The 18,219-nt window shown below is 67.4% G+C and carries 16 protein-coding genes; 14 read left to right on the top strand and 2 right to left on the bottom strand.

What is annotated here, in order from left to right; translation table 11 throughout:
* Positions 1-62 precede the first annotated feature (62 nt).
* The 5 genes from dsrO to GFD32_RS12110 all read left to right on the top strand — a co-directional run bounded on the left by dsrO (position 63) and on the right by GFD32_RS12110 (position 7,208).
* Complete coding sequence (gene dsrO, locus GFD32_RS12090) at positions 63-839, top strand: sulfate reduction electron transfer complex DsrMKJOP subunit DsrO (RefSeq protein ID WP_163576869.1); 777 nt, start codon at positions 63-65, stop codon at positions 837-839.
* Positions 823-2,004 carry an NrfD/PsrC family molybdoenzyme membrane anchor subunit gene (gene nrfD, locus GFD32_RS12095; RefSeq protein ID WP_163576870.1) on the top strand — a complete coding sequence of 394 codons (1,182 nt, stop codon included), beginning with the start codon at positions 823-825 and terminating at the stop codon, positions 2,002-2,004. The genes dsrO and nrfD overlap by 17 nt, the downstream gene beginning before the upstream one ends.
* Complete coding sequence (locus GFD32_RS12100) at positions 1,997-5,098, top strand: molybdopterin dinucleotide binding domain-containing protein (RefSeq protein ID WP_163576871.1); 3,102 nt, start codon at positions 1,997-1,999, stop codon at positions 5,096-5,098. Before nrfD ends, GFD32_RS12100 begins: the two co-directional genes overlap by 8 nt.
* Positions 5,099-5,190: 92 nt before the next feature.
* Positions 5,191-5,892 carry a response regulator gene (locus GFD32_RS12105; RefSeq protein ID WP_163576872.1) on the top strand — a complete coding sequence of 234 codons (702 nt, stop codon included), beginning with the start codon at positions 5,191-5,193 and terminating at the stop codon, positions 5,890-5,892.
* On the top strand, positions 5,889-7,208 hold the full coding sequence (locus GFD32_RS12110; protein ID WP_163576873.1) for an ATP-binding protein: 1,320 nt from the start codon (positions 5,889-5,891) through the stop codon (positions 7,206-7,208). The genes GFD32_RS12105 and GFD32_RS12110 overlap by 4 nt, the downstream gene beginning before the upstream one ends.
* Positions 7,209-7,216: 8 nt before the next feature.
* Here the strand turns inward: GFD32_RS12110 and dsbG are convergent, their stop codons facing one another.
* The gene (gene dsbG / locus GFD32_RS12115) at positions 7,217-7,975 is read right to left on the bottom strand and encodes a thiol:disulfide interchange protein DsbG (RefSeq protein WP_163576874.1); all 759 of its coding nucleotides are present in this window, start codon (positions 7,973-7,975) and stop codon (positions 7,217-7,219) included.
* 94 nt (positions 7,976-8,069) lie between these two features.
* Here dsbG and nrdR point away from each other — a divergent pair, with 94 nt between their 5' ends.
* The 9 genes from nrdR (at position 8,070) to lon (ending at position 17,397) form a co-directional block, all read left to right on the top strand.
* Positions 8,070-8,558, top strand: coding sequence for a transcriptional regulator NrdR (nrdR, locus tag GFD32_RS12120; protein WP_163576875.1), 489 nt, complete (start codon positions 8,070-8,072; stop codon positions 8,556-8,558).
* 33 nt (positions 8,559-8,591) lie between these two features.
* Positions 8,592-9,749, top strand: coding sequence for a bifunctional diaminohydroxyphosphoribosylaminopyrimidine deaminase/5-amino-6-(5-phosphoribosylamino)uracil reductase RibD (gene ribD / locus GFD32_RS12125; RefSeq protein ID WP_163576876.1), 1,158 nt, complete (start codon positions 8,592-8,594; stop codon positions 9,747-9,749).
* 88 nt (positions 9,750-9,837) lie between these two features.
* A complete protein-coding gene (gene ribBA, locus GFD32_RS12130) occupies positions 9,838-11,007 on the top strand; it encodes a bifunctional 3,4-dihydroxy-2-butanone-4-phosphate synthase/GTP cyclohydrolase II (RefSeq protein WP_163576877.1) in 1,170 nt (389 codons plus the stop codon).
* Positions 11,008-11,086: 79 nt separating this feature from the next.
* A complete protein-coding gene (ribH, locus tag GFD32_RS12135) occupies positions 11,087-11,590 on the top strand; it encodes a 6,7-dimethyl-8-ribityllumazine synthase (protein ID WP_163576878.1) in 504 nt (167 codons plus the stop codon).
* A complete protein-coding gene (nusB, locus tag GFD32_RS12140) occupies positions 11,587-12,093 on the top strand; it encodes a transcription antitermination factor NusB (protein ID WP_163576879.1) in 507 nt (168 codons plus the stop codon). The genes ribH and nusB overlap by 4 nt, the downstream gene beginning before the upstream one ends.
* Positions 12,094-12,103: 10 nt before the next feature.
* On the top strand, positions 12,104-13,087 hold the full coding sequence (thiL, locus tag GFD32_RS12145) for a thiamine-phosphate kinase (protein ID WP_163576880.1): 984 nt from the start codon (positions 12,104-12,106) through the stop codon (positions 13,085-13,087).
* The gene (locus tag GFD32_RS12150; RefSeq protein ID WP_163576881.1) at positions 13,084-13,557 is read left to right on the top strand and encodes a phosphatidylglycerophosphatase A family protein; all 474 of its coding nucleotides are present in this window, start codon (positions 13,084-13,086) and stop codon (positions 13,555-13,557) included. Before thiL ends, GFD32_RS12150 begins: the two co-directional genes overlap by 4 nt.
* 83 nt (positions 13,558-13,640) lie before the next feature.
* On the top strand, positions 13,641-14,879 hold the full coding sequence (locus GFD32_RS12155) for a DUF945 family protein (protein ID WP_163576882.1): 1,239 nt from the start codon (positions 13,641-13,643) through the stop codon (positions 14,877-14,879).
* 79 nt (positions 14,880-14,958) lie between these two features.
* Positions 14,959-17,397 (top strand): endopeptidase La, encoded by a 2,439-nt coding sequence (gene lon, locus GFD32_RS12160; protein WP_163576883.1) that lies wholly within the window; start codon positions 14,959-14,961, stop codon positions 17,395-17,397.
* Positions 17,398-17,463: 66 nt separating this feature from the next.
* Here lon and GFD32_RS12165 read toward each other — a convergent pair whose 3' ends face one another.
* On the bottom strand, positions 17,464-18,096 hold the full coding sequence (locus GFD32_RS12165; RefSeq protein WP_205599125.1) for a HupE/UreJ family protein: 633 nt from the start codon (positions 18,094-18,096) through the stop codon (positions 17,464-17,466).
* Positions 18,097-18,219 lie beyond the last annotated feature (123 nt).

The raw sequence follows: 18,219 nt of genomic DNA on the forward strand, positions 1-18,219 counted from the left end.
TACCGGTACCGGTCGCGCCGGCATCGCGCCGCGCTGACTTCTCATCGACTACCGGAGGCGCCATGGATCCCATTCGCCGCTCCCTTCTCGGCCAACTGGCCCGCGTGAGTGCCGGCGCCGCGCTGGTGCCGCTCTCGAGCATCGCCAGCGCCGGCATCAACCAGCAGCCACCTCGTCGCGAAGGCGACCCCAGCAAGCGCTACGGCATGCTCATCGACCTGCGCCAGTGCATCGGCTGCCAGGCGTGCACGGTGTCCTGCCATATCGAGAACGCCGCCCCGCTGGGCAGCTTCCGGACCACCGTTTCCCAGTACGAGGTGCAGCATCAGGAGAGTGGCGAGGTCGCCACCTTCATGCTGCCGCGGCTGTGCAACCACTGCGAGAATCCGCCCTGCATTCCGGTCTGTCCGGTGGAAGCGACTTTCCAGCGCCAGGACGGCATCGTGGTGGTGGACAGCGACCGCTGCGTCGGTTGTGCGTACTGCGTCAACGCCTGCCCCTATGACGCGCGCTTCATCAACGAGCGCACTCAGACCGCCGACAAGTGCACCTTTTGTGCCCATCGCCTGGAAGCGGGGCTGCTGCCGGCCTGCGTGGAGAGTTGCGTGGGAGGGGCGCGAATCATTGGCGACATGCGCGACCCGGAGAGCCAGATCAGTCGCATGCTCGATGAGCACCGCGACGAGCTGATGGTGCTGCAGCCGGAGAAGAACACCCTGCCCCAGGTCTTCTACCTCGGCATGGACGAACGCTTCGTCACTCGCCCCGACGCCGAGCCGGTCGCCCTGGAAGTCCTCGATCCCCACGGCCAGGAGATGGGCTATGAATTCCGCCATTGAGCTGCTCGCCCCGCGCTACGACATCGCCTGGTATCCCTGGGCGGTACAGTACTTCTTCCTGATCGCGCTCTCCTACGCCACTCTGTGGCTGGCCGCCCCGGCGCTGGTGTTCGGCAAGCAACGCTGGCTGCCCACCGCACGCCTGGCGCTGCTCGCCTGCCTCACCACCACCCTGGTGGCCCCCGTGGCGCTGCTCGCCGACCTGCACCAGCCGCTGCGTTTCTGGCACTTCTACGCCTTCGCCAACAGCCACTCCTGGATGTCCATCGGCAGCCTGGTGCTGCCGCTCTACGTGACGGGCGTGATCGCGTTGGCCTGGCTGGCGTGGCGCCCGGCGTTGCAGGCCGGTCGACACAGGCCAGGCATTGCCGGCTTGCTCGCCCGCTGGCTGTCGCTGGGGGATGGGCCCACGCCACGCGCCCTGGTCGCTCTGGTGGGGTTGGGCACCCTGGCGCTTTCCACCGGCATCATGCTCTATACCGGCGCCGAAGTCGCCATCGTCAAGGGGCGCCCGCTGTGGAACACGGTGTGGCTGCCGCCGATGTTCGTGGCCACCGGTTTCATTGCCGCCTGCGGCCTGATCCTGGTGCTCGACCGGATCGGCGGTAGGCGCGACATCATCGTTACCGGCCAGGTGCTCAAAGTGATGCTGGGTGCCTGTCTGGTGGCCGGTCTGGTCGCCGGCAGTTGGTTCCTCGACGGCATCAATGCCAACGTCGGTTCCGTGGCCGCGGCCATGGAATCCGTGCGCGGTAGCGCCGAGTGGCGCAGCACCGCCCTGTGGGGCGGCCTTACCGGCGTGGTCCTGTTCGGCGCCGTGCTCTACCTGCTCACCCGCCCCGTATCACGCCGCCCGGCACTCTACGACTGGGCCTGGCCGTTGGGTCTGGTGGCCCTGCACGTGGGCTGGATGTTCCGCTGGGTGGTGCTGATGGACGTGCAGACCGTGGCTCGCCACAGCGCCGGTTTCCACCACTACGGCATTCCCGCCGGGTCTTCCGGCATCCTCGGCATCGTCGGCACCTTTGGTCTGTGGCTGGCTGCCATCCTGCTGGTCGACCTCTTCCTGCCGTGGCGCCAAGCCCGCCAGGGCGGTAGCGCTACCGACGCCTCTCCCGCCGCATCCGACCACCCTGACGTCGAAGGAGTCCTCCGTCATGGCTAAGTCACCCGATACCTCACGTCGCCGCTTCCTCAAGGGCGCCGTCGCCGCCGGTGGCGCCGCTACCTTCGCCGCCGGCTACTCCGATCCGCTGCTCAAGATGGGCAAAGGCTTTTCCGGCAGTGCCGGCGAGAAGCCCGAGCATCGCATCCATGGCAACTCCCTGGCACCGGAGTACTCTGTCGACCCCGAGAGCGGTGAGCTGACCCTCAACCCCGACCAGCGCATGGCCTTTACCGTCTGCTACGGCTGCACCACCAAGTGCGGCGTGCGTGTGCGAGTGGACAATGCCACCGACCGAGTGCTGCGCGTCGCCGGCAACCCCTACAATCCGCTCTCTGCCGACGAGCACCTGCCCATGCGTACCCCGGTGGCCGAGGCCCTGCGCGGGCTGAGCGCCTATGGTGACCAGGGCCAGCATAACCGCTCCACCGCCTGCGCCCGCGGCAACGCCATGATGGCGCAGATCGACAGCCCCTTCCGCGTCACCCACTGCCTCAAGCGGGTAGGGGCGCGCGGCGATCGCGAGTGGCAGAAGATCTCCTTCGAGCAGCTGATCGAGGAGGTCTGCGAAGGGGGTGACCTGTTCGGCGAGGGCGAGGTGGAGGGGCTGCGCGCCATCCATGACGTCGAGACGCCCATCGATCCGGAAAACCCCGAGTACGGTCCGAAGGCCAACCAGCTGATGGTCATGGAGGCCACCGACTATGGTCGTTCGGCGCTGCTCAAGCGCTTCGCTTTCAATGCCTTCGGTACTCGCAATTACGGCCATCACGGCTCCTACTGCGGCCTGGCCTTTCGCATGGGCTCCGGTGCGGTGATGAACGACATGCAGAAGTTCGCTCACGTCAAGCCGGACATCCAGAACGCGCGCTTTTTGATGTACATCGGTAGTGCTCCCAGTCAGGCCGGCAATCCGTTCAAGCGCCAGGGGCGGCTGATCGCCCAGGCTCGTGCTGCCGGCACCTTGGACTACGTGGTGGTGGACCCGGCGCTCAATGCCTCGGCATCGCACGCTGCCGACCACAATCGCTGGGTACCGATCCGCCCGGGCTCCGACAGTGCCTTCGCTATGGCGCTGATCCAGTGGCTGCTGGACAACGAGGGCTATGCCAAGGATTTTCTCGAATTGCCGGGGCAGGCGGCTGCCGAGTCGGCGGGCGAGGTGACCCACTCCAACGCCACGCATCTGGTGCTCGACAGTGACGGTCATCCGCGTCGCGGCCATTTCCTGCGGGTCAGCGACCTGGGTCGGGCCGAAGCGGGTAGCGATGGCGACGTACCGCTGGTGGTGAACGAGAGTGGCGAACTGGTCGACAGCGAGAGCGTGATGCGCGCCGCGCTGTTCGTCGACCGTGAGGTGTCGCTGGCGGACGGAGAGCGCGTGCGCGTGAAGAGCAGCATGACCCTGCTGCGCGAGGCGGCCCACGAGCACACGCTGGCCGAGTATGCGGCGCACTGCGGTATTCCCGAGGCCACCATCGTCGAGTTGGCCCGGCGCTACGCCAGCCACGGCCGCCGTGCGGCAGTGAACTGCCATGGCGGCATGATGTCCGGCAACGGCTTCTATGCGGCCTTCGGTGTACAGATGCTCAACCTGCTGGCCGGCAATCACAACCGCAAGGGCGGCAGTGCACCGGGCGGCGGCCAGTTCAACGGCACCGGCAGCGGGCCGCGCTACGACCTGGCCGACTTTCCCGGCAAGCGCGGGCCCCAAGGCATCTTTCTGTCACGCTCGCGGTTCCCGTACGAGAAGTCTTCCGAGTACCAGCGCAAGGTGGACGCCGGAGAGAATCCCTACCCGGCACGGGCGCCCTGGCGTTCGCTGGCGCCGCCGACGCTGACCGAGCATCTGCCTTCGGCGCTGGATGGCTACCCCTATTCCATCAAGGCGGTGATCGGCTGCATGGCCAACCCTCTCTACGGTCAGGCGGGTCTGGAAGCACTGGTCGCCGACAAGCTCAAGGACTCGAAGCGGCTGGGGCTGTTCGTGACCATCGACGGCTTCCTCAACGAGACCAACCGTTACGCCGACTACATCGTGCCGGATTCGGTGATGTATGAGGTATGGGGGTTCACCGGTGCCTGGCGGGGGGCGCTGGGCAAGATGACCACCGCCTGCTGGCCGGTGGTCGAGCCCCGCCAGCAGAAGACGCAGGAAGGCGAACCGGTCTCCATGGACAGCTTCTTCATTGCCGTGGCCAAACGCCTGGGTCTGCCGGGCTTCGGCGACGAGGCGATTCCCGATGCCGAGGGCAACCTGCACCCGCTCGACCGCGCCGAGGACTTCTACCTGCGTGCTGCGGCTAACGTGGCCATGCAGGGCGAGCCGCTGCCGGCTGCCGATGAGAGCGATATCGCCCACGCCGGGCTGGCACCGCTGTTGCCGAAGCTGGAGCGCACCCTGAAGCCCGAGGAGCGTGGCCCGGTCGCCTATCTCTATGCCCGTGGCGGGCGCTATGAGGACTTTGAGGAGCACTTCGACGGCGAGAATCTCACCAGTGCCTGGAAGCGCACTCTGTGCGTCTACAATGAGCGGGTCGGTACCAGCATCAACACCCAGAACGGCCAGCGCAATCGCGGCGTGCCCTGTCACAGCCTGCCCAAGCTGGCCGACGGCCGTGACATGCGCGAAGTATTCAGCGAAGAGGAGTGGCCGCTGCTGGCGTTCTCGTTCAAATCGAACCTGATGAACTCCTACGCCATCGGCCTCGAGCGGCTGCGCATGATCAAGCCCTACAACCCGGTGATGATGCACCGCCAGGATGCCGAGCGCTTCGGTATCGCTCACGGTGATACCATCCGCATCGAGAGCCCCGGCGGGAGCGTGGTCGCCCTGGCGCTGGTCGGTGAGGGCGTGATGCCGGGCGCGCTGGGCATCGAGCACGGCTATGGCCATCGCGACCTCGGCGCCACGCCTCACGTGATCGACGGCGAGTCCCAGCCCGATCTCGAATGGCTGCGTGCCGGCATTAACATCAACGATCTGGGATTCGAGGATCCGACCCGTAGCGTGGCGGGTACCTGGCTGGAGCCGATCAGCGGAGCCAGCGTGCGCCAGGGCCTGCCGATCCGGGTGACTCGCATCGCTGCCTGAGGCTGGCGGCGGTCGATCCGCCTTGGGCGCCCCTGCCGGATGCCCGGCAGGGGCGATGCCGTTGTTTCCCGCCACCGCTGGAGGAAGCCGTCATGCACGTGCTGCTCATCGAAGACGATGCCCTCGTGGCGTCCGGCATCCAGGCCGGACTGGCCGTTCACGGTTTCGTGGTCGACTGCGTCGACTCCATGGCAGCGGCGAGTCGTGCTCTGGAATCGGTTCGCAGCGACGTGGTGATCCTCGATCGCGGCCTGCCCGACGGGGACGGCTTGACCCTGCTGGAAGCGTGGCGCGAAGCGGGGCGTGACGTGCCGGTGCTGGTGCTGACGGCGCGCGATGCCGTCGCCGACCGCATCGACGGACTCGAAGGCGGGGCGGACGACTACCTGGTCAAGCCGTTCGATCTCGATGAGCTGGTGGCGCGCCTGCATGCGCTGCTGCGCCGTGCCGGCGGCCGTGCGCGACACTGCCTGGTCCACGGTGGCTTGTCGATGGATCCCGTGAATCGGGAAGTCACGCTCGATGGCCGGTTGGTCTCGCTGCCGCGCCGCGAGCTGATGTTGCTCGAAACCTTTCTCAACGCGCCGCGTGCCGTGCTCAGCGCCGAGCAACTCAAGGACAGCCTGTACGGCCTGAGTGAAGAGGTCGAGAGCAATGCGCTCAACGTGCACATTCACCATCTGCGCCGCAAGCTGGGTAGCGGGGTGATCGAGACGGTGAGGGGAGTGGGGTTCCGCCTGGGGCAACCCGAGCGGATCGGCGATCCGGCCCGCCGCGCAGAGGATTCTTCATGAGTTTGCGTCTGCGCCTGCTGCTGACCCTGGGGCTGACTTTGTTGCTGTTGTGGGGGGTGGCGGCGGCCTGGATGATGCGCGATCTCCACGAGGAGGTGGTGGCGACCCTGGATCAGCGTCTGGCCCAGTCGGCGCGGATGGTGGCAGGACTCATGGCGCAGCTGCCGATAGACGTGTGGCAGCAGGCGGATCAGCGGGCGCTGTCGATTCCGCCCATCGAGGGGCTGGCCTGCCAGGTGCACTCGCCACGCGGCGAGATCGTGGCACGCACCCATACCGACCTGGAGACGATTCTGGCCGCTGGCGAGCGCGGCCATGCCTACCGTGAGGTCGATGGCGTCACCTGGCGGGTGTTCACCTACGAGCGCGGTGGCCTGGTGATCACCACCGCCGACCGCATGGATGAGCGCAACCAGCTACTCGACGAGGTGGTTCGCGTGGCCGTGGTGCCCTTCGTGGTGGCGCTGCTGGGCAGCCTGGCGGCGTTGTGGGCCGGGGTGGTGCGTGGCCTGGCGCCGCTCGAGCGGCTGCGGGCGGCCCTGGCACGGCGTCACCCCGAAGCCCTGGATCCGGTCGCCGAGCGCGGCGTGCCGGCCGAGATTCGCCCTTTCATCGAGGCGCTCAATGCGTTGCTGGTCAGAGTTCGTGAGGCGCTGCAGCGCGAGCAGCGCTTCACCGACGATGCGGCTCACGAGCTGCGTACCCCGCTGACTGCCATCAAGACCCATCTGCAGGTGGCCCAGCGAGTGGAGGGGGCCGCCGCAAGTCAGGCGATGGCCCATGCCGAGGAGGGCGTGGGCCGGCTGTCGCGCACCCTGGATCAGCTGCTGATGTTGGCCCGGGTCGAGGGCCGCCCGGGCGCCGATGACGAAGGGGGGTGCGAAGTCGCCGAGGTCGTCACTCTGGCCTGCCGCGATGCCGATCCCTCGGGACAGGCGCGCATCGTCTCAGCGGAGAGCTGGCCGGAGGGGCGGCTGGCGCTGCCACGGGCACTGGCTGCGACGGCCCTGCGCAACCTGATCGAGAACGCCCTGCGCCACGGTGCCGAACCGGTCACGCTAGACGCCCGAGCGGAGGATGAGGGGCGCATCACGCTGATCGTGCGTGATCAGGGCGCGGGCGTCTCCGAGGCGGCGTGTCGGCAGCTCACTCAGCGATTCTGGCGGGCCAGTCAGCAGCAGGGTAGCGGCCTGGGGCTCGCCGTGGTGGCGGCCATTGCTGAACGATTCGGTGGCGCGGTGCAGTTTTTCCACTCGGCAGAAGTCGGGCTGGAAGCCCGGCTCACGCTGCCGCTGCGCCAGGTGGAGCGTGGCTAGCCGGAGCGTCACGGCCGCTCGCCGCCCATCGCCTGCACCAGCTTTTCCTCGTCGGGCACGCCTTCCAGGCGCACCACTCGGTCGCCGTCCTTGTAGAGAGTGGTGGGCGTGGCCAGCAGGTTCAGCTCGTCGAACAGCTGGTTGTTGCGATAGATTCGGTCCTCGATGTCACGCGGCTGAGCGGCGGCCTCGATGGGGGCGTCGCCTTCACTGTGGGCGGCTAGTGCGGCGGCGGGGTCGTCGGCGCCCAGCAGGCTGGCGGCCTTGGCCGGGCTGTCGGGCGCCAGGATGCCGACCATGATGTGGCGCAGCTGCACTTCGCCAGCGGCCACCCAAGGTCGCGTGTCGTCCCAGAACTGCTTGCAGTAGGGACAGTTGGGGTCGGTGAAGGTGTAGAGCACGCGCTGGGCATCGTCATCGCCGTCGACGATCCAGTGGCTGGCTTCCAGTTTTTCCCACAGCGCAGCGTCCTGTGGGGCGCGAACCCATTCGTCGAGCGCCGCATCCGACAGGTCGTTGCCTTCGGCGTCGACCAGGGTTCCGACGATGGCGTGTTCGCCGTCAGGCGTCAGGTAGATCGCTACCTCGCCGCCCTGATAGCTGGCCGCGAAACCGGTCAGGCCGTCGGGGGCCTCGAAGCGGCCATGGATGGTCAGTCCCTGCTCGGTGAGGGCCTGTACCGGGGCCGGCCAGTCTTCCTCGGCGAAGACAGGAAAGGCACCGAAGAGAAGGCAGGCGCTGGTGCACCAAAGCAGGAATCGGGGCATGGGGAAAATCCTTGTCGTAACCGTTACAATGGCATCATCGTCAACCGGATGATGGCTGGATCGATGGCCGTCGTCCATGCGTATGGATCTCGTGATGCATTGCCCTTTCTGTGGCGCCCAGGACACCCGCGTGACCGACTCGAGGCTGGTGGTCGATGGCGACCAGGTGCGTCGACGTCGTCAGTGCAGCGCCTGTGGCGAGCGCTTCACTACCTACGAGACGGCCGAGCTCATCATGCCCCGCGTGGTCAAGGCCGACGGCTCGCGGGAGAGCTTCGACGAGCGCAAGCTGCGCGCCGGCATGCTGCGCGCGCTGGAGAAACGGCCGGTCAGTGCCGAGGCCATCGAGGCCGCCATCGAAAGGATTCGCCAGCAGTTGCGCGCGCGGGGCGAGCGCGAGATCGAGGCCCGAGACATCGGCGAGGCGGTGATGCGTGCGCTCGAACGGCTCGACCAGGTGGCCTACATCCGCTTTGCCTCGGTCTATCGTCGTTTCCAGGACATCGACGAGTTCCGGGCCGAGATCGACCGGCTCGCCGAGGAACCGCATTCCGAAACGAGCGATGGCGAGCCGGGCCGCTGATGTGCCGCTGCAATGATCTCGCCGGGAAGTGACATGACAGAGACGACCCCCGCTGCCTGGATGGCCCGTGCACTGACGCTGGCCCGTCGTGGCCTCTACACCACCGACCCCAACCCGCGTGTCGGCTGCGTGCTGGTCAACGCTGGGCGCTGCGTGGGGGAGGGCTGGCACGTTCGGGCCGGCGAGCCGCATGCCGAGATTCACGCCCTGCGCGCGGCGGGCGAGGCGGCGCGGGGTGCCATCGCCTACGTCACGCTCGAACCCTGCTCCCACCACGGCCGTACCGGCCCCTGCGCCGTGGCGCTGATGGATGCCGGAGTGAAGAAGGTGGTGGTGGCCATGCAAGACCCCAATCCGGCAGTGGCGGGGCGGGGCATCGGCATGCTGCGCGAGGCCGGCATCGATGTCGAGGTCGGCCTGCTGGAAAGCGAGGCGCGTGCGCTCAATCCCGGGTTCGTCTCGCGCATGGCGCGCGGTCGTCCCTTCGTGCGCCTGAAGATGGCCATGAGTCTGGACGGCCGTACCGCCATGGCTTCGGGGGAGTCGCAGTGGATCACCGGTCCGCCGGCACGCACCGCGGTACAACGCCTGCGCGCCCAGTCCAGCGCGATCGTCACCGGCGTGGAGTCGGTGATCTTCGACAACTCGCGGCTGACCGTGCGGGCGTCCCAGCTCGATCTCGACGATGCCGAGGCCATTGCGGCCCGCCAGCCGCTGCGCGTGGTGGTGGATACCCGGCTGCGGCTGCCCGTGGCGGCGGCCTGCCTGCGCGAGCCGGGGCGCACCCTGGTGGCCACCGTGTCCGGCCACGATGCCGAACGCCGCGAGCGCCTGGAGGCGGCCGGTGCCGAGGTGGTCGTCTTCCCGGCCGGCGAGGACGGCCGAGTCGATCTGGCGGCGTTGCTGTGCCACCTGGCCGAGCGCGAGCAGGCCAATGAGGTGCTGCTGGAAACCGGCGCCACGCTCGCCGGAGCCATGCTCGATGCCGGCCTGGTGGACGAGATGCAGCTGTTCGTGGCCCCGACCCTGTTGGGCGGCGAGGCGCGACCGCTGTTCGCCCTGCCCGGGCTCGAACGCATGGCCCAGCAGCGCCCATTGGAGATCCTCGACGTTCGTGCCGTGGGCCGCGACTGGCGGATCACGGCGCGGCCGGTTGCCACTGGCGCTGAAGGCCTCGCCAAGGTACCCTGACGCCCATTCACGGCGGGGCGTCGACCCTCGGCGACGCCGACGTTGCCGCCCGGTGACACCCCGTCACGCAGAACCAGTCGGAGATTCCATGGTGCAATCCGCCCCGGGGGGCCTCGCTCCCGTCGAAGCGCTGATCGAGGACATCCGCCAAGGCAAGATGGTGATCCTCATGGATGACGAGGATCGCGAGAACGAAGGCGACATCATCATGGCCGCCGAGAAGGTCGAGGCGGAGCACATCAACTTCATGGCCCGCTACGCCCGTGGTCTGATCTGCCTGCCGATGACACGCAGTCGCTGCGAGCGCCTCAAGCTGCCGCTGATGGTGAGCGACAACGGCTCCGGCTTCGGTACCAAGTTCACGCTCTCCATCGAAGCTGCCGAAGGCGTGACCACCGGCATCTCCGCAGCCGACCGCGCGCGCACCGTGCAGGCTGCCGTGGCGCGCGACGCCAGGCCCGAGGACATCGTCCAGCCCGGTCACATCTTCCCGCTGATGGCCGAGCCCGGCGGTGTGCTGCGCCGCGCCGGGCACACCGAAGCGGCCTGCGACCTGGCGGCACTGGCCGGCCTCGATCCGAGCGGCGTGATCTGCGAAGTGATGAACGACGACGGCAGCATGGCGCGGCGCCCCGAACTCGAGCGCTTCGCCGCCGAGCACGGCTTGAAGATGGGCACCATCGCCGATCTGATTCACTATCGTATCCACAACGAACAGACGGTGGAGCACCTGGAGGCCACGCCGGTCAGCACCGCTTTCGGCGAGCTGACCCTGCACGTCTTCCGCGACAGCATCCAGAACGCCCACCACCTGGCGCTGGTCAAGGGTCGCCCCCACCCCGAGAGTCTCACCACGGTGCGCGTGCACTTGGCCGACGTGATGCGCGACCTGCTCGCCCTGCAGAAAGGCGAGGGCGGCAGCTGGACGGCCCACAGCGCGCTGAACGAGATCGCCCGCGCGGAGCAGGGCGTCTTCGTGTTGCTCGACGACGCTCGGCCGCGCCAGGATCTGCTCGGGCACCTTGAGGTGTTCCTGGAGCGCAAGCGCGCGCCGCGCACCAGCGATTCCGATGGCGCGGGCAACTATCTGACCATCGGTACCGGCTCGCAGATTCTGCGCCACCTGGGCGTGGGGCGCATGCGCCTGCTCAGCTCGCCGTGGAAATTCTCGGCGCTGTCCGGCTTCGATCTCGAAGTGGTCGAACTGCTTGGCCCGGGTGAAGCGGGTCAGGCGACCACGCCGCCGGCCGAACCCTGAGAGGGCGTCGATACGCACCCGACGGAGACCGGCAGTACACAACCGTTTTCAGCAGCACCATCGTCAGCAGGATAACCGGATGCATACCCTCTCTCAGTTGGAAGGCAATTTCGTCGACGTCGACGGCCGCTACGTGATCGTGGTGGGGCGTTTCAATCACCATGTGGTCGACAGCCTGGTGGAAGGCGCCGTCGACAGCCTGGTCCGTCACGGAGTGGATGCCGACAACATCGACATCGTCCACGTGCCCGGCGCCTGGGAGCTGCCGCTGGCGGTCAAGCGGGTGCTCGCGCGCGTGCAGCCGGATGCAGTGATCGCCCTGGGTGCCGTGATTCGCGGCGGTACGCCGCATTTCGAATACGTGGCCGGCGGCTGCAACACGGCGCTGGGCAACCTGCAGCTCGAGTTCGATACCCCCGTTTCTAACGGGGTGCTCACCGTGAATTCCATCGAGCAGGCCATCGAGCGGGCCGGCACCAAAGCCGGCAACAAGGGTGCCGAAGCGGCCATGGCAGCCATGGAGATGGTCTCGCTGCTGCGCGGCTTCGGCGATGACACGCCAGGCGAGGGAGAGTCGACATGAGTGCGCAGCGCACCCCGCGCACGCCCTCGGCCGGTCAGCAGGCGCGACACGCCGCCCGCGAGCTGGCCGTGCAGGGGCTCTATCAGTGGCAGATGACCGGCAAGCCGGTCACCGACGTAGAGGCCGAGTTTCGCAGCCTGCTGCCCGATGACGATCTCGAGGCGCACGAGAACTGGCTGAAGGTGATGGAGATCGCCGATCAGGCGCTGTTTCACGAGCTGCTGCACAATGTGATTCGCTTCCGCGAGGATCTCGATGCCGCCATCGCGCCGCTGCTGGATCGTCGCCTAGTCGACCTCGACCCCATCGAACTGGCCATCCTGCGTTTGGGAACCTACGAGCTGTCGCGGCGCCTCGAAGTGCCCTATCGGGCGGTGATCAACGAGGGCGTCGAGCTGGCCAAGTCCTTCGGCGCCACCGATGGTCACAAGTACGTCAACGGCATTCTCGACAAGCTGGCCAGTCGCCTGCGCAGCGCCGAGGTCAGCGCGCGTCGTCGCTGAGGGTGCCCCGGTGGCCAGCGAATTCGACCTGATCGCCCGCCACTTCACGCCTGCCGCGCCGGCCAGCGATGCCGGCGTGGCGCTAGGCGTGGGTGACGATTGCGCCCTGCTCTCTCCGCGCGCCGGCCAGCGCCTGGCGGTGAGCGTCGATACCTCGGTGGCCGACGTACACTTTCCCGCTGAAGCGCCGGCGGAGGCGATCGGGCACCGGGCCCTGGCGGTGAGCCTCTCCGACCTGGCGGCCATGGGCGCCGAGGCGCGCTGGTGCCTGATGGCGCTGGCCATGAACGAGCCCGACGAGGCATGGATCGCCGACTACGCGAGGGGCTTTCACCGTCTCTGCGCGACCACCGGCACGGCCCTGGTGGGCGGCGACGTGACCTGCGGCACGCTGTCCATCGGTGTCACGGTAATGGGTGAGGTGCCGCCGGAGCTGGCCCTGACGCGCAGCGGCGCGAGCGTCGGCGAATTGATCGCCGTGACGGGCTCGCTGGGAGGCGGTGCCGGCGGCCTGGCACTGTGGCAGCGGGGCGAGCGCGACCTCGCTCATCCGCTGTTGACCCGCTACCTGCGACCCCAGCCGCGGTTGGCGGCCGGCCAGGCGCTGCGCGGCCTGGCCACGGCCGCCATCGACATTTCCGACGGCCTGCTGGCCGACCTGGAGCATGTGCTGGAAGCCTCCGGCGTCGGTGCGCGTCTCGACCCCTCGGCCCTGCCCCTGGCCGAGGGGCTCGTCATGGCGCTGGGTGACGATGCCGCTCGCCGGGCAGCGCTCGCCGGCGGCGACGATTACGAGTTGCTGGTCACGCTTCCCGCTGCGCAGCTGGCCACGGCCCGGCAGCGACTCGCCGACATCGGGCTGGCGCTGAGTGTCGTCGGCGAGGTGAGCGAGACGCCGGGGATTGCCGGTGTCGAAGCGTCGGACGTGCGTGGCTGGCAGCATTTCGCGCCCCCCTTCGTGGGTGGGGCGCCTGGCCCGGGGAGGCGCCCATGAATCGCGCGCCAGCCAGCGTCTGGCACCGTCCCGTGCATTTCCTGGCCTTCGGGCTGGGTAGCGGGGCTCTGCCCTGGGCGCCGGGAACGGTGGGCACCCTGGCGGCCATTCCCTTCTATTGGTTGATGTCCGAGCTGCCCCTCGGCTGGTATCTGGGCATCGTGCTGGTGACCTTCTTCTGGGGCATCTGGCTGTGCGACAAGACCTCGCGGGATCTCGGCGTGCACGATCACTCGGGGATCGTGTGGGACGAGTTCGTCGGCTACTGGTTCACCATGGCCGCGGTGCCTTTCTCCTGGGAGGCGGCCCTGTGGGGGTTCGTGCTGTTCCGCGTCTTCGACGTCTTCAAGCCCTGGCCGATTCGCTGGGCGGACCGCCGCGTCGCCGGTGGCTTCGGCATCATGATCGACGACATCCTGGCCGGGATCTATGCCTGGAGCACCATGCACCTGTGGCTGTGGCTTCACTGAGCGCGCCTCCAGCGTGAGAGCGCCGAGAACGGCGGTGGCTACACTCACCATGAGGATTGCCGGTGAGGCGACAAGGAGGCCCCATGCGCAAGGAACGGCTCATCGTGCCCGTACTGGCCGTGCTGCTGCTGGCTTGGCTGGCGGGGCAGGGCATTTCCAGCCTGCTCTTCGAGCGCGAAATGGCGCGTGCCATGGACGACCTTGCCGCCCGGGGCGAGTTGACGGTCGAACGCCACGACGTGGAGCAGGGCTGGTGGTCTTCCTCGGGTCGCATTCGCCTTGCGCCGCTGTTCGGCGATGCCTGGCAGCTCGAGCTCGATTACGAAGCCCAGCACGGAGTGCTGACCACCGAGCTGACGGGCAAGGCCGTCATCCGCCACGGTGCCGACGGCACGCGACTGTTCGGCGACTCCTTGCCGGCCGCCGCACCGCGCTGGCAGGCCAGCTACCGTACCCTCAGCGGCATACTGGAAGGTGGGGTTCGGCTGTCGCCGTTTCGTATCACCCAGGAGGACCGCGAGCTGAACTTCGGCGGTGGTCAGTTCCATTTCAGCGGCGTCTATGGCGATTGGCGGTTGCAGGGGCGGCTGGATGAATGGCGGCTCTCCGATGGCGATACGTGGCTGGCATCGGGGCCCATGGTGCTCGACAGCCAGTACGCCTATACCGAGGGTGCCGAGGCCTTCACCCAGAAGGACCGCCTGGAGGTCGCCTCGCTCACCTGGCACCAGCCCGACCTCGAGCTCGATGCGCACGATCTGGTTCTGGTCAATCGCATGACCCTGGACGACCAGGAGCTGCGCCTGCGCGTCGACCTGGATCTGGGCCAGGTGCTCACCGCCGATCAGGTATTGCTCACCGGCGCCGTGGATGCCGAGCTGTCACGTCTGCATGGCGATTCGCTGCGACGCACCATGCAGCGTCTGCGCAGCCTGGCCGCCAGCGGTGATCGAGCGCTCGATGGTCGGGCGCTCCTGGCCGAACTGGAACCGTTGCTACTGGGCAGCCTCCAGGACTCGCCGCGTCTCGATCTGCTCGAACTCGATCTCGACAGCCCGATGATGAAGCTCTCGGCTCAGGTCGACGGGGCGCTCTTCTTCGATGGCAGCGACCTCGACGAACTGAGCCTGGTGGGGCTGGATGACCCTGAGATGCAGGCCCGGTGGCGCCGCCGCCTCGATGGCGACTTCGTGTGGCACGAGCTGCCCACGGTGGTGGCGCTGTGGCTCGGTCTGCCGTTGGATACCCGCACGCTGCAGATCGACGTCGCCCGCGGCCAGGTCAGGGTGAACGGGCGGCCGTTGCCTCCATTGCGTCGTTAGCCTCTTCATGACTTGAAGTCGACGCTCTCTGCCCGCATTCCACAGGTCAGTAGCTAATCGGCTTCAGGACGAGGATTCCATGAGCGAGTACGATCGGGACGACCAGGAATGGCAACAGGCACGTGAGGTGAATGACGAGACGCTGGCGCGTTCCGATGGAGAGTGGGATGAATCCACCGGACATGCGGTGGTGCCGGCCAGCGAATCGCTGCCGGAGCGCATCTATCTGCTGCCCATCCACAACCGCCCCTTCTTTCCCGCACAGGTACAGCCTCTGGTGATCAACCGGGAGCGCTGGGAAGAGACCGTGCGGCGGGTCGGCAACACGCCGCATCACATTCTCGGGGTGGCCTTCGTCGGCGACATCGGGTCCGAAGAGCTCGACCATGAGGCTTTTCCGCAGATCGGTACCGCCGTGAAGATGCACAAGCTGCACGGGGAAGACCAGCAGCTGCAATTCATCGCCCAGGGGCTGCGGCGCTTTCGTATTCTGCGCTGGCTCTCCAAGGAACCGCCCTATCTCGTCGAGGTGACCTATCCCCGCGAGGCGGTGGACGCCGAGGATGACGAGACCCGGGCGTATGCCATGGCGATCATCAACGGCATCAAGGAACTGCTGCCGATCAACCCGCTGTACGGCGAGGAGCTCAAGCACTATCTCAACCGCTTCAGCCCCCACGAGCCGGGGCCGTTGACCGACTTCGCCGCTGCCATCACCTCGGCCAAGGGGTACGAGCTGCAGGCCGTGCTCGACACCCTGCCGGTACAGGCGCGCATGGAGCGCGTGCTACCCCTGCTGCGCAAGGAGATCGATGTCGCCCATCTGCAGACGGAGATCAGCGAGCAGGTCAACGCGCAGATGCAGGAGCGCCAGCGCGAGTTCTTCCTGCGCGAACAGCTCAAGGTGATCCAGCGCGAGCTGGGGATCTCCAAGGACGACCGCGAGAACGACGTCGACACCTTCCGCGATCGTCTGGAGGGGCTCACGGTGCCGCCCAAGGTGCTGACCCGCATCGAGGAGGAGCTCGACAAGCTCTCGGTGCTCGAGACCGGCTCGCCGGAGTACGGCACCACGCGCAACTACCTCGACTGGCTGACCAGCATGCCGTGGGGCGTGCGCAGCGAAGACAAGCTCGACCTGGCTCAGGCGCGAACCGTGCTCGACCGCGACCATGACGGTCTCAAGGACGTCAAGGAGCGCATCATCGAGTTCCTTGCCGAAGGCACCTTCAAGGGCGACGTGGGAGGCTCCATCCTGCTGCTCGTCGGCCCGCCCGGCGTCGGCAAGACATCGGTCGGCCGCTCCATCGCCGAGGCGCTGGGTCGCGAGTTCTATCGCTTCTCGGTGGGTGGCATGCGCGACGAGGCGGAGATCAAGGGGCACCGGCGCACCTATATCGGCGCCATGCCCGGCAAGCTCGTCCAGGCGCTCAAGGAAGTCGAGGTCGAGAATCCGGTGATCATGCTCGACGAGGTCGACAAGCTCGGTCAGTCGTTCCAGGGCGACCCTGCGTCGGCGCTGCTCGAGGTGCTCGACCCGGAGCAGAACGTCGACTTCCTCGATCACTACCTCGATGTGCGGCTGGATCTCTCCAAGGTGCTCTTCGTGTGCACCGCCAATACCCTGGACTCGATTCCCGGCCCACTGCTCGACCGCATGGAGCAGATTCGCCTCTCCGGCTACATCGCCGAAGAGAAGATGGCCATCGCCAAGCACCATCTGTGGCCCAAGCTGCTCAAGCGCGACCGCATCGCCAAGAAGCGCATCAACCTCACCGATGCCGCACTGCGCCAGGTGATCGAGGGCTATGCCCGCGAAGCGGGGGTGCGCCAGCTGGAGAAGCAGCTGCACCGCATCGTTCGCAAGGCGGCGGTCAAGCTGTTGGAGAACGACCAGCAGTCGGTACGGGTTTCGGTGAACAACCTGGAGTCCTACCTGGGTGCGCCGCTGTTCCGCAAGGAGCGGGTGCTCGAGGGCGAAGGCGTGGTCACGGGGCTGGCCTGGACGGCCATGGGCGGTGCCACCCTGCCCGTGGAGGCGGGCAAGGTTCATGGGCTGGATCGCGGCTTCAAGCTCACCGGTCAGCTCGGCGACGTCATGAAGGAGTCCGCCAACATCGCCTACAGCTACGTGCTGGGGCACCTGGCCGATTACGGGGCCGACGCCGACTTTTTCGACTCCGCCTTCGTGCACCTGCATGTGCCGGAGGGCGCTACGCCCAAGGATGGCCCCTCCGCCGGGGTGACCATGACCACGGCGCTGCTGTCGCTGGCCAAGCATCGGGCCATCGACCGGTCGCTGGCGATGACCGGCGAGCTGACGCTCACCGGTCAGGTGCTGCCGGTGGGCGGCATTCGCGAGAAGGTCATCGCCGCCCGGCGCAGCGAGATCTTCGAAGTGATCTTGCCCGATGCCAACCGCCGCGACTACGACGAGCTGCCCGACTACCTCAAGGAGGGCATGACGGTGCACTTCGCCAAGCACTATCGGGACGTGGCCAAGGTGGTGTTCGGCTAGGGATGACCCACCGTCGAGCGGTCCGGCCCGGTTCCAAATGGCAACGGAATCGGGCCAGGCGTATCTTCAGCCGATGACGAGCAGCGCACCGGCAGTGCTGATGGCCACACCCAGGCTGCGCAGCAGCAGGCCGCTGCTAGGGGGGCTGAGCCAGTTTCCGAGTTGGCGGCCGGCCTGGGTGATGGCCAGCGTTGCCAGAACGAAGCCAGCGGGATAGAACAGCAGTGAAGCGCCCGGAGGCATTTCGCTGCCGTGCGCGTGGCCGTGAAAGAGCATGAATAGCACGACCAGGGCCGCACCGAGGAGGCCCGGCAGCGTTAGCAGGGCCGTGATCAGCAGGCCGGCTAGCACCACCGATATGGCGATGCCGAATTCCACGCCCGGCAGGCTCGCTCCGCCCCAGGCCATGCCCGCGCCCAGCAGCATGCCGGCAACGGCGAGTATCGGCGTGACGCTACCCAGGAGGCCCGGCTGGCGCAGGCTCCAGATGCCGATGGCCAACATGGCCAGCAGGTGATCGACCCCCAGCAGCGGGTGGAAGAGCCCCGCGAGGAAGCCGTCATGGACGCTGCCCGTGTGCCCGGGGTGCGCCATTGCCGGGTGCGCAAACAGCAGCAGGAGGAGGCTCACCGCCAGGGGCATGAAACGAATCAAGGCGCTGGGCGAGGTGGCTGTGCTCGTCTCTTCTGTTGGGATCATCAGGTCTCTCTCTAGCTTTGTTGGTGGCGTACCCGTACCCGAAGGCTCTCGACCACTGGCCGGTGATCGGGTTTTAAGCAAGTTGAGTGCCAGTTTTTCTTTTCGGCTTTCCTTCCATGTAGA

The organism is Halomonas faecis (assembly GCF_010993975.1).
Taxonomy (GTDB): domain Bacteria; phylum Pseudomonadota; class Gammaproteobacteria; order Pseudomonadales; family Halomonadaceae; genus Halomonas; species Halomonas faecis.

Bases quoted from the DNA above. Each gene is read 5' to 3' on its own strand.
- dsrO (WP_163576869.1), top strand. From the start codon at position 63: ATGGATCCCATTCGCCGCTCCCTTCTCGGCCAACTGGCCCGCGTGAGT.
- nrfD (WP_163576870.1), top strand. From the start codon at position 823: ATGAATTCCGCCATTGAGCTGCTCGCCCCGCGCTACGACATCGCCTGG.
- GFD32_RS12100 (WP_163576871.1), top strand. From the start codon at position 1,997: ATGGCTAAGTCACCCGATACCTCACGTCGCCGCTTCCTCAAGGGCGCC.
- GFD32_RS12105 (WP_163576872.1), top strand. From the start codon at position 5,191: ATGCACGTGCTGCTCATCGAAGACGATGCCCTCGTGGCGTCCGGCATC.
- GFD32_RS12110 (WP_163576873.1), top strand. From the start codon at position 5,889: ATGAGTTTGCGTCTGCGCCTGCTGCTGACCCTGGGGCTGACTTTGTTG.
- dsbG (WP_163576874.1), bottom strand. From the start codon at position 7,975: ATGCCCCGATTCCTGCTTTGGTGCACCAGCGCCTGCCTTCTCTTCGGT.
- nrdR (WP_163576875.1), top strand. From the start codon at position 8,070: ATGCATTGCCCTTTCTGTGGCGCCCAGGACACCCGCGTGACCGACTCG.
- ribD (WP_163576876.1), top strand. From the start codon at position 8,592: ATGACAGAGACGACCCCCGCTGCCTGGATGGCCCGTGCACTGACGCTG.
- ribBA (WP_163576877.1), top strand. From the start codon at position 9,838: ATGGTGCAATCCGCCCCGGGGGGCCTCGCTCCCGTCGAAGCGCTGATC.
- ribH (WP_163576878.1), top strand. From the start codon at position 11,087: ATGCATACCCTCTCTCAGTTGGAAGGCAATTTCGTCGACGTCGACGGC.
- nusB (WP_163576879.1), top strand. From the start codon at position 11,587: ATGAGTGCGCAGCGCACCCCGCGCACGCCCTCGGCCGGTCAGCAGGCG.
- GFD32_RS12150 (WP_163576881.1), top strand. From the start codon at position 13,084: ATGAATCGCGCGCCAGCCAGCGTCTGGCACCGTCCCGTGCATTTCCTG.
- GFD32_RS12155 (WP_163576882.1), top strand. From the start codon at position 13,641: ATGCGCAAGGAACGGCTCATCGTGCCCGTACTGGCCGTGCTGCTGCTG.
- lon (WP_163576883.1), top strand. From the start codon at position 14,959: ATGAGCGAGTACGATCGGGACGACCAGGAATGGCAACAGGCACGTGAG.
- GFD32_RS12165 (WP_205599125.1), bottom strand. From the start codon at position 18,096: ATGATCCCAACAGAAGAGACGAGCACAGCCACCTCGCCCAGCGCCTTG.